Origin of the sequence: Umezawaea sp. (assembly GCF_036375055.1) — a bacterium.
GTDB lineage: Bacteria > Actinomycetota > Actinomycetes > Mycobacteriales > Pseudonocardiaceae > Umezawaea.
The window spans coordinates 18,794-28,960 of sequence record NZ_DASUSQ010000166.1 but is presented as its reverse complement, the minus strand read 5'-3'; the positions used below and the strand labels follow the sequence as shown (position 1 = coordinate 28,960).

At 73.6% G+C, this 10,167-nt stretch carries 7 protein-coding genes; 1 reads left to right on the top strand and 6 read right to left on the bottom strand.

The annotated features are described in order from the left end of the window. Nucleotides 1-63 precede the first annotated feature (63 nt). Nucleotides 64-720, top strand: coding sequence for an NAD(P)H-binding protein (locus tag VFZ92_RS39000; protein ID WP_330882549.1), 657 nt, complete (start codon nucleotides 64-66; stop codon nucleotides 718-720). Here VFZ92_RS39000 and VFZ92_RS38995 read toward each other — a convergent pair. The 6 genes from VFZ92_RS38995 to VFZ92_RS38970 are packed head-to-tail and all read right to left on the bottom strand — an operon-like array spanning nucleotide 693 to nucleotide 10,164. Next, complete coding sequence (locus tag VFZ92_RS38995) at nucleotides 693-2,024, bottom strand: DHA2 family efflux MFS transporter permease subunit (protein WP_330882547.1); 1,332 nt, start codon at nucleotides 2,022-2,024, stop codon at nucleotides 693-695. The two genes, VFZ92_RS39000 and VFZ92_RS38995, sit on opposite strands and share 28 nt — an antisense overlap. A gap of 14 nt (nucleotides 2,025-2,038) precedes the next feature. Continuing rightward, nucleotides 2,039-3,769 (bottom strand): ABC transporter ATP-binding protein, encoded by a 1,731-nt coding sequence (locus VFZ92_RS38990; RefSeq protein ID WP_330882545.1) that lies wholly within the window; start codon nucleotides 3,767-3,769, stop codon nucleotides 2,039-2,041. Between the two features lie 8 nt (nucleotides 3,770-3,777). Continuing rightward, complete coding sequence (locus VFZ92_RS38985) at nucleotides 3,778-4,908, bottom strand: glycosyltransferase (protein WP_330882543.1); 1,131 nt, start codon at nucleotides 4,906-4,908, stop codon at nucleotides 3,778-3,780. Next, nucleotides 4,905-5,705: an alpha/beta hydrolase gene (locus tag VFZ92_RS38980; RefSeq protein ID WP_330882541.1), complete on the bottom strand. Its 801-nt coding sequence runs from the start codon at nucleotides 5,703-5,705 to the stop codon at nucleotides 4,905-4,907. The genes VFZ92_RS38985 and VFZ92_RS38980 overlap by 4 nt, the downstream gene beginning before the upstream one ends. Next, nucleotides 5,702-6,016 (bottom strand): phosphopantetheine-binding protein, encoded by a 315-nt coding sequence (locus VFZ92_RS38975; RefSeq protein ID WP_330882539.1) that lies wholly within the window; start codon nucleotides 6,014-6,016, stop codon nucleotides 5,702-5,704. Before VFZ92_RS38975 ends, VFZ92_RS38980 begins: the two co-directional genes overlap by 4 nt. After that, nucleotides 6,013-10,164 (bottom strand): beta-ketoacyl synthase N-terminal-like domain-containing protein, encoded by a 4,152-nt coding sequence (locus VFZ92_RS38970; RefSeq protein ID WP_330882537.1) that lies wholly within the window; start codon nucleotides 10,162-10,164, stop codon nucleotides 6,013-6,015. The genes VFZ92_RS38975 and VFZ92_RS38970 overlap by 4 nt, the downstream gene beginning before the upstream one ends. Nucleotides 10,165-10,167: the final 3 nt, after the last annotated feature.

Sequence of the window (10,167 nt, the reverse complement as noted above, 5' to 3'; positions counted from 1 at the left end):
GCGTCGGACCGCGAAGTCCCAGCGTCCAGCTTGGCCGGCCCCACCGTCCTCTAACCTCCACCCATGAAGGTCATCGTGTTCGGTGCGAGCGGCATGGTCGGCCAGGGTGTTCTGCGTGAGTGCCTCCTCGCGCCCGACGTCCACTCCGTCCTCTCCGTGGTCCGCCGCCCCACCGGCACCTCCGACCCGAAGCTCACCGAACACATCCACACCGACTTCACCGACTTCTCCGCGGTGAAGGACCAGTTCACCGGCTACGACGCCTGCTTCTTCTGCCTGGGCACCTCCTCCGTCGGCAAGGACGAGGCCGAGTACACCCGCATCACCTACGACTTCACCCTCGCCGCCGCCCGGACGTTGGCCGAGGTCAACCCGGACTCGACCTTCATCTACGTCTCGGGCATGGGAACGGACAGCACCGAGAAGGGCCGCCAGATGTGGGCCAGGGTGAAGGGGAGGACCGAGAACGAGGTGATGGCGCTGCCGCTGCGCGGGTACGCCTTCCGGCCCGGCTACATCCAGCCGCTGCACGGTGTCGCGTCGCCGCACCGCTGGGCCCGTGCCGTGTACTCCGTCTTCGGCAAGGCCTACCCGCTGCTGAACAAGCTGCTGCCCAGGGCGACGACCACCACCGAGAACATCGGCCTGGCGATGCTGGACGTCGCGCGCACCAGCCCGGCGAAGAAGATCCACTACAGCACGGACTTCAACGCCCGCTGACCGGTCGTGGCCGCGCCCAGCACGGCGACCGCCACGCCGCACCCGGCGATGATCCACCAGCCCACCGCGCTCCCGGCGAAGGCGCCGATCAGGGCGACGCCCAGCGCCGCGCCGACCTGTCGGCTGGTGGAGGCGATGGCCGCCGCCACGCCTGCCTGCTCGGTCGGCATGCCGGACACCGCCGTGTTCGTGATCGGCGCGTTCACCATCCCGAACCCGATGCCGAACGCCGCGTAGGCGACGACCAGCAACGCGAGGGACGACGTGGGCGTGGTGGTGGTCAGCAGCACGCCCGCGGTGGTCAGGCCGGTGCCCGCGATCAGCAGCGGCACCCTCGCCCCCCAGGCGCCGACGATGCGGCCCGACAACGGGGCGAACACCGCGGTCGTGGCGGCCATCGGCAGGGTGAGCAGGCCCGCGTGGAGCGCGGAGAACCCGCGCGTCTCCTGGAGGTAGATGCTGTTCAGGAAGAGGAACCCGCCCAGGGCGGCGAACGCGCAGACCGCGATGACCGTGGCCCCGGAGAACGGGATGCTGCGGAAGAAGCGCAGGTCCAGCAGCGGGTCCTCCCGCCGCGGCTCGTAGCGCAGCAGGCCCACCAGCGCGAGCGCCGCGACGACGAAGCAGCCGATGATGAGCGGCGACGTCCACCCCTCGCCCGGCCCCTCGATGATGCCGAAGACGGTGCCCGCGAGGACCAGGACGACCAGCACCTGCCCGACCGGGTCGAGCCTGCGCGGCCTGGCCGCCTTCGACTCGGGGACGAACAGCGCGGTCAGCACGACCGCCAGCACGCCGACCGGGACGTTGAGCCAGAAGATCGAGCGCCAGCCGATCGTCTCGACCAGTGCACCGCCCACGAGCGGGCCCGCCGCCATGCTGAGGCCGACCACGCCACCCCAGACGCCGATGGCCCTGGCGCGTTCGCGCTTCTCGGTGAAGGTGTTCGTGATGATCGACATGGCCACCGGGTTGAGCATCGAGCCGCCCGCGGCCTGGACCATCCGGAACACGACGAGCAGCCCGACGGACGGCGCGATGCTGCACAGCAGCGAGCCGACGCTGAAGAGGACCAGCCCGGCCTGGAACGTGCGGCGCCTGCCGAGCCGGTCGGCCGTCGAGCCGGACAGCACGAGCAGCGCCGCCAGCACCAGCGTGTACGCGTCGACCGTCCACTGGAGACCGGTCACCGACGCGCCCAGCTCGCGGCGGATCGAGGGCAGCGCGAGGTTCACGATCGTCGCGTCCAACCCGACGATGAACAGGCTCATGCAGCAGATGGCGAGCACGAGCGGTTTGCGCACCGGCACGCACCCGACTATTCCATGGCATCGGCAAGGAGTTGGGTCGACGCCAGTTCGCGGTACAGGTCGTCGTCGTCGACCAGGGAGCGGTGCGTGCCCCTCGCCCGCACCAGTCCGTGCTCCAGCACGACGATCTGGTCCACCTCCGTCACCGTGGACAGCCGGTGCGCGATCAGCACCACCGTGCACCGCCGCGCGGCACGGGTCACGGCGTCCCGCAGCGCCTGCTCGTTGCGGGCGTCCAGCTGGGCCGTGGCCTCGTCCAGGAGCAGCACCTGCGGCTTGCGCAGCAACGCCCTGGCGATGGCGAGCCGTTGGCGCTCACCCCCGGACAGGGTCACGCCGCGCGGGCCCACGGAGGTGTCCAGGCCCAGCTCCAGACCGTCCACCAGGCGGTCGAGGCAGGTCACGCGCAGCGCCTCGGTGATCTCGTCGTCGGTGGCCGCCGGGGCGGCGTAGAGGAGGTTGTCGCGGATCGTGCCCGCCATCGCGGGGGCGTCCTGCTCCACGTAGGCGATGCGGCGGCGGACCTCGGCGCGGGTCATCGAGGAGACGTCCACGCCGTCGATGAGGACCGAGCCCGCCGCCGGGTCGTAGAAGCGCTGGAGCAGCGCGAACATGGTCGTCTTGCCCGCGCCGGACAGGCCGACCAGTGCCGTCTGAGTGCCGCCGGGGACGGTGAAGGAAACGCCCTTCAGCGCCGGGGTGCGGCCGGGGTAGGTGAAGTGGACGTCGCGGAGTTCGATCGCGGGCGGGGGCAGGCCGTCGGGGAGCGCCACGAGCGCCGCCACGTCGTCCTCGACCGGCATGTCGCGGACCTCCTCGATGCGGCCCACCGCGCCCAGCCCCTGCTGCATCTTGCTGGCACCGCCCACCAGCGAGGCGATGGGCCCGGCCAGGAAGAACACGTAGAGGAGGAACGCGATCAGCGACGCCACCGAGAGGTCGCCGGACGCGACCAGCATCCCGCCGAAGCCGAGCACGGCCAGGAAGGCGCCCTGGATGGACACGCCGGAGACGACGCTGACCACGGCCGAGTAGCGCGCGCCGACGAGCCCGGCCCGGTAGGCGTGCTCCACCGCCTCCTCGGCGCGTGCGGTCTCGCGGTCCTCGGCGCCGTTGGCCTTCACGGTCCTCGCGGCGCCCAGCGTGCGGTCCAGGGTGGCGCCGATCGCGCCGACCGACTCCTGCGCCCGCGCCACGGCCTCGCGGATGCGGGGCAGCACGAGGGTCAGGACCGCGGCCACCGCGAGGAGGACCAGCAGCGTCACGCCCAGCAGGCCGAGGTGCAGGGTGCCCATCAGCACGATCGCGCCGACCAGCGTCAGCGCCCCGTTGACCACCAGGATCAGGCCCTCGGTGGCCGCGCTCTGGAGCAGGGTGCTGTCGGAGGTGACCCTGGCGATCAGGTCGCCGGGGGGCCGCCGGTCCAGCTCGGGCACGCGGAGGCGGATCAGGCGGAACACCAGGCCGCGCCGGACGTCGCGGACGACGCTCTCCGACGTGCGCTGCTGGAGCCACGCCGTCCCGCCGGTCAGCGCGGCGCCCGCGAGCAGCAGCGCGGTCAGCACCGCGATCGGGCCCGCCACGCTCCCGCCGCTGCCCAGCGCGGTCAGCACGTCCTGCGCCACCAGCGGTTGGGCGAGGCCGCACGCGCTGGCCAGCAGGGTCAGCGCCAGCGTGGACAGCAGGACCGCGCGGTGCGGCCTCGCGTACGACAGCAGCGTGCTGAAAGATCCGGACATCGGGGTCCTCACACCTTCTCGAGGTGGTCGGCGGCGCGGGTCGCGCCGCCCGCCGCGCGGAACGAGTCGCCGACCAGCGCGGCGGCCTCGCGGTGGCCGTTCGCCTCGTCGAGCACGGCCGTGACGGCGTCGGACAGGTGGGTCGCGGTGGCGCGGGAGAAGCGCACCCGCACGCCCGCGCCCGCGTCGACCACCTGGCCCGCGACGATGGGCTGGTCGTCGCGGATCGGGGCGACGACCAGGGGAACGCCGTGCCAGAGGGCCTCGCACACCGTGTTGTGGCCCGCGTGGCAGACCACGGCGTCGACGTGGGGGAGCAGGTCGAGCTGCGGGACGTGCCCGCGCACCAGGACGTCGTCGCCGACCTCGGTCAGCGAGCCGTCCGGGTCGACCAGCACGGCCCGCACGTCCAGGCGCGCCACCGCCTGCGCGGCGTGGGCGAGGAAGCGGTGGCCCGCGTCGGCGTTGGCCGTGCCCAGGGTGACCAGCACGGTGGGCTTCTCACGGGACAGCCACTCCCACGGGAAGTCCGCCGTGGACGGTCGGGGCACGATCGAGGGGCCGACCAGCCACACGTCGTCGTGCGGGAGGTCGACCTCGCCGAGCAGCTCCCGCGTGGTGAACGCGAGGATGCCGTGCGGCGACAGCCTCGGGTCCGGTCCGCCGGTCCCGCCGCGCAGGGCGTCGATCCGCTCGGCCAGCCAGGTCTTCACCTTCGGCATGCCCGACAGCGGGTCCACGAGTTCGGCGGACGTCGTGGCGGAGGTGATCCACGGCAGGCCGAGGTCCTCGGCGACCAGCCCGCCCGCGACGGCCTGCTGGTCGGCGACCACGACGTCCGGCCGGAACGCCCTGATCGCCGTGCGGACACCGGGTTGCATGGCCTCGCCCAGCGGCAGCAGGAACTCCTGCCACAGGAACCGGAACGCGGCCGGACCGGTCAGGTCCGCGCTCCGGGGCACCAGCTCCGGCGACGCGCAGCCGAACACCCGCGCGTCGGGGCCGACGAGCTTCCCGATCGCGTCGTGGTGCCCGGCCCAGGCGACCTCGTGGCCCCGCGCCACCAGTTCCGCGGCCACCCCGACGGTCGGGTTGACGTGCCCGACCAGCGGCGGCACCACGAAGAGGAACCGGCTCACCCGACGCGGCCCAACGCGTGGTCGCGCACCCAGCCCAGGATCGCGTCGCGGGTCTCGTCCGTGCGCTCGATCAGCACCGAGTGGCCCTGGTCGGGCAGCACGACCGTGCGGCACGACGCCAGGTACGACTCGAAGTACGGCACCTGCCGCGACAGCCCCGAGTCCGCGCCGAAGATCGCGAGCACCGGGCAGCGGATCGCCGACAGGTCGTCGGAGATCGTGTCGCTGACCGGGATGTCCTCCAGCATCGACGTGATCTGGAGGAGCCTGCCCGCGGCCCGCGACAGCCGGGCGGTGTGCCTGCCGTTGTTGACCGCGATCCAGTCGATCACCTCGTCCTGGGTGAGCTGCGACTTGGCCAGGTCCAGGCCCTCGGCCATCCGCACGGTCCACGCCCGCACCGGCGGCTCGGCCTCGATGGCGATCACCGTGGCGACCCGCTCCGGGTGCGCCGCGGCGAGGCCGAACGCGATGCTGCCGCCGAAGGAGTTGCCGACCAGGTGCACCGGCCGGGTGATGTCCATGGCGTCCAGCAGCGACACCAGGTCGGCGACGAACCGCTCCAGCTGGTACCCGGTCGCGGGCCTGCCGGACTTGCCGTGCCCGCGCAGGTCGTACATCACCACGTCGACGCCCGCCGCGGCGAACGCCGGACCGAGGGTGAAGTAGTAGCTCGCCAGGCTGTCGGTGAGCAGGCCGTGGATGAACACCACGACGGGTGCCTCGCCGTCGACCGGGATCGTCGGCGGCAGGCGCTGCACGTGCGTGTCGAGGTCGCCCGCGAGGATCTTCGTCATCCGCGGGCCGCTTCGCGCAGCGACACCACGACGTGGTCGACCAGCTGGCCGACGGTCATCGCGATGATCTCCTCCAGGTCGAAGCCCGCGATGAACTCGGCGAAGTTGACCTGGTTCCCGTAGCGCTCCCTGAGGTCGGCGGACAGCGACACGAGGTCGATGCTCTCCAGCTCCAGGTCCTCGTGGAACCTGGTGTCCAGGGTGATCTCGACGTCGTCGAGGCCGTACTCGTCGAGCAGGACCCGCAGCATCCCGGAGATCTCGGCCAGTACCGCGTCCTCGGTGACCGGGGCGGTGGTGTCGACGCTCATGTGCTCATCTCCTGTTCGTCTTCGGCCGTCCAGGCCACGACGTACTCCCTGCTCGGCAGACCCGGCGGGTTGCCGATCCGCGCCCACCGCACCTCCGACGGCGCGGGTCCTCCTCCGAACGCCGCGGCCAGGGCGGCCTCACCGGCCTTCGACACGGCATCCGGGTCGTCGGCGGGCTCGACGGCGATGCCGCACCGACCACGTCCCGCGATGGCGACGCCCAGTTCCCCGTGGTGGGCCACCGACACCGTCAGCGCGGGCGCCTCCCGCCCGTGCACGCCGACGACCTCGCCGTCCCGCAGCAGGAGTTCGGCCGGGAACACCTCGCCCGCGCCGTGCTCCCACATCCACCGCCGCACGGCGTCCTTGGCCGCGATCCGGCCCAGCAGCCACTGCCGCTTGGCGCGCGGCGACTGCTGGTCGTACTGCTCGCGCTCCGCGCTCCCGAGCTGGTTGCGCATGATCAGCTCGCGGGTCGCCAGGTCCGGCCAGCGCTCGTGCACGCGCGTCCAGCCGCCGTCCTCCACGGTGGACAGCGTGTGGCGGCCGGGGGCGCGGTCGTTGGCGCGGATGTTCGGGTCGCTGTCGAACCGGCGGTCGGACCACCCGTCGAACTCCGCCCACACGCGTCCGCGGTGCACGAGCTGCATGTCCGCCGTCAGGGCGCCGTCGGTGACGGACGTGATGCGCACCAGGCACTCCAGCTCCTCACCGGCGGCCGGGTGGTCGCCGTGGAAGCGGATGCGGTGGATCGCGACGGGGAACACCGTGGTGCGGTCCGGCAGCGACGCCATGATCCAGTAGCCGAGCACCTGGCCGACGTTGTCCAGCAGCGCGCCGGGCGCGGCGGGCGTGACCAGCCTGGCGCGCACGTGCCGCGGGCCGATGGCCGTCAGCTCCTCGACCCCCTGGAACCGGGGACCGTGGAACATCCAGCGCTCGTCGTACAGCTCGCGCGCGGTCAGGTCGGGCGTCCGCTCGTCGGTGAACGTCCAGGGCTCCGCCGCGGGCGCCGGGAACCCCGCCGCCAGTTCGACCACGGCGCGGGAGTAGCCGCCCAGCGCGGCCAGCACCCGGTCGTCGCCCGCGGGCACGACGCTGACCGGCACGTCGACCGCCGGGATGGCCGTGATCCACTGGCTGAGCCGCACGTCGTGCACCGCGACGGCCCGCCTGCCGGGTGCGGCCTGCTCCGCGAACGCCATCAGGTGGCCGATCACGGTCGTGGCAGGGACGACCGGCCACCGGTCGACGTGGTCGGGCCAGCCGGGGCGCTGCTGGAAGAAGCAGTGGTCCAGCAGGTACGGCATGGTGTCGACCGACACCCGCAGCACGCCGTCGAGCCGTCGGGGCGGGGGGACGGGGGTGGGCCCGCGCCGCGTGAGCAGCTCGGCCGCCACGTCGGCGGTGTCCTTGAGCAGCAACGACAACTCGGCCGCGAGCGGCGAGCCGTCGACCAGACCGTCCAGGGCGGACGCCTGGCCCGGCATCCGCAGGCGCGTGTGCTCGTCCAGGGTGATCAGCGCTCCACCGAGGTCGAGCCGGACCGGAGCCCGGCGGCGGCGGGCCGACTCGGGCAGCAGCGGTCGGACGTCCGGCTCGGCACCGTCCACCCACAGCGCGGTCACGACCCGGCGCACCTGGTCGACACCGTCGCGGTGCGGGGAGTGCGCGGACACGACGAGGGTGTCGTGGCCCTGGAGCGTGTCCGTGATCAGCGAGCCGGTCTGGCCGACGCCGAGCTGCACGAACGCGCGGAACCCGGCGGCGTGCATGGCCTCGACCATCGGCCGGAACCGCACGGGCTCCAGCAGGTGCCGCACGAACAGGTCGCGCACGTCGTCCGGGTCGGTCGGGAACTCGCTCGCGGTCGTGGCCGACCACACCGGCACCCGCGCCGGGTTGATGTCGTAGGTCTCCGCGGCCCGCTGGATCGGCCCGAGGTACGGCGTGAGCATCGGCGTGTGGAAACCGGACTGGAACGGCAGCACCTGGCTGATCACGCCGTCGGCGCGGAACGTCGACACCAGGGCCTCCACCGCCTCCGACGGCCCGCACACCATCGACTGGCTCGGCGCGTTGTCGTGGGACAGCACGACCTCGTCCTGGTTCGCCAGCGCCGCCCGCACCCGGTCGGCCGGGGCGCCGAGCACAGCGAACGCCAGTCCGGGCACGCGCAGCGCGTCCGGGTCGAACGCGCTGAGGAACGCGTCCACCTGGTGCGCGGAGTGGATCCCCCCGGCGGCCATGGCGGTCCACTCGCCGACGCTGTGCCCCGCGACGCCGTCCGGTCGCACGCCGAGCCCCCGCAGCACGGTGTCCAGGAGCCTGCCGAGCTGGAACACGCCCGTGCCGTGCCTGCCGACGTCGCCGACGAGCGCCTCGGAGCGCCAGTCGAGCCCGAACCGGCGGGCGAGCGCGTCCACGGACGGCGCGAACTCCGCCTCCAGGCCGGGGAAGACGAACGCGAGCTTGCCGCCGCCGTCGCCCAGCAGGGGCGTCGGCGCGAACCACACGTCGTTGCGACCGCGCCAGCCCGCGCCCTTGGCCACGGCCTTGCGCGCCAGGGCGAGCCGCTTCGGCGTGGGGTCGACGATCCCGAGCCGGGTCGGCCCGGTCGCGGCCTCGCGCTCGTCCAGGCTCGCGGCGAGCACGGTCGCGTCGTCGGTGTCCAGCAGCGCGGCCAGGTGGCCGGGGGACGCGGCGGACAGCCGCAGCACCCGCTCGGGCTCCCGCACCGCCGCCGGTCCCGGCCTGCTCGTCGGCGCCTGCTCCAGCACGACGTGCGCGTTGATCCCGCCGAACCCGAACGCGTTCACGCCCGCCCGCCGCACCTCGCCGGTCCACGGCCGCACCTCGGCGATCGGCCGGAACCGGGTGTCCGCCAGCGCCGGGTTCGGGTCGTCGCAGTGCAGGGTGGGCGGCAGGACGCCGTGGTGCACGGCCAGGGCGGCCTTCACCAGCGCCGCCACGCCCGCGGCCGGCATGGTGTGGCCGATCATGGACTTGACCGAGCCGATCACCGGCCGGTCGGTCGCGGAGGCGGGCCCGAACACCTCGGCCAGCGTGGCGAGTTCGGCCGCGTCACCGGCGGGGGTGGCCGTGCCGTGGGCCTCCAGCAGGCCGATCGAGCCCGGCTCGGTCGGATCGGTGCCCGCCGCCAGCCACGCCTGCCGGATCGCGCGCACCTGGCCGCCGGTGTCCGGGTTGACCAGCGACGCGGTCCGGCCGTCGCTGGCCACGCCGGTCCCGGTGATCACCGCGTACACCCGGTCGCCGTCGCGCTCGGCGTCGGCGAGGCGCTTCAGCACCACCACGCCCGTGCCCTCGCCGATCAGCACGCCGTCCGCACCCCGGTGGAACGGCCTGATGCGCTGGCTCGGCGACAGCGCGCCGAGCTGCGTGAAGACGCTCCACAGCGTGATGTCGTGGCAGTGGTGCACGCCGCCCGCGAGCACGACGTCGCAGCGCCGGTCGGCGAGTTCGCGCACGGCGTGGTCGACCGCGACCAGCGACGACGCGCAGGCCGCGTCCACGGTGTAGGCGGGGCCGCGCAGGTCCAGCCGGTTCGCGACCCGTGACGCGGCGAGGTTCGGCACCAGCCCGATGGCCGACTCGGGCGAGTCCGGCCCGAGCTGGTCGCTGAACGCCTGCCGCACCTGCTCCAGCTTCTCGTCGCCCAGCTCCGGCATGAGCTGGCCGAGCGTGCGCACGAGCTGCCGCGCGGTCCGGACCCGCTGGTCCAGCCGGGCCAGCGCGGGCGTGAGGTAGCCGCCGCGCCCGAGCACCACGCCGACCCGTTCGCGGTCGACCGGCAGCCGGGCGTCGCCGCCCGCGTCCGCGATGGCCGCCGCCGCGACGTGCAGGGCGATCAGCTGGTCGGGTTCGGTGCCCGCGACGGAGTTCGGCATGATGCCGAAGCTCACGACGTCGACCTCGGCCAGCGGGTCCACGAAACCGCCGCGGCGGCAGTAGACCCGGTCGGCCCGGCGCTCCAGGTCCGGCTCGTAGTAGTCGGCGTCCCAGCGGCCCGCGGGCACCTCGGTGATCGCGTCCACGCCACCGGTGATGTTGCGCCAGTACGTGTCCAGGTCGGGGGCACCGGGCAGCAGCACCGACATGCCGACGATGGCGACGGGGGTGCTCATCGC